Genomic DNA, 531 nt, shown 5'->3' on the forward strand with positions numbered 1-531 from the left:
TGTAGGAATAGGTGGTTTGCAGCTTTGTTGATTTATGTCCTGTTTTTCTTAGGAAACTGCTGCACTAATAATCTCAGTAAGCGCTAAACATATTGGCCATTTTGTGGAAGGAGGCGTATCTGCTTAACGGGATGCGCCTGATGTTGCTGTTATTGTTGCTTTGCTTATTACTAGACATGTTGCTCCGGCGCGTCCGCTCACACTGGATTAGTGGCACTTGCGGCAGGCCGAAGTATTACCACCCCCCGATTAAAATCTCAGCGGTTAAAATCTCAGCCCTGCCACTTCCTCATGCCAAAAATCATAAAAAACCACAGTGGGTGATTGATAAAGTTTTAGCGCTGGCCGCCGTTTCTGGCTATGGTGCCGGCAAGGTGGCACAGCTGTTTAACCAGCGTTACCGACACAGCGGCGACAGCGTCAGTAAAACCTTTGTTTACCAGCAGATGAAAACGCAGCAGTATCAAATTCAAGTACTGCGCCGCAAGCTCAAACATCAACCGCCCAAAAGCATCCCGGTAAATCACAGCT

General features: G+C 47.6%; 1 protein-coding gene. It reads left to right on the plus strand.

Going from position 1 to position 531, the window contains the following annotated elements:
- Positions 1 to 140: 140 nt before the first annotated feature.
- Positions 141 to 531 (plus strand): hypothetical protein (locus EOE67_RS20300; RefSeq protein WP_206099683.1); only part of this gene is annotated, 391 nt, incomplete at its 3' end.

The sequence above is a fragment of the Rheinheimera riviphila genome (genome assembly GCF_004005945.1).
GTDB classification, from domain to species: Bacteria; Pseudomonadota; Gammaproteobacteria; order Enterobacterales; family Alteromonadaceae; genus Pararheinheimera; species Pararheinheimera riviphila.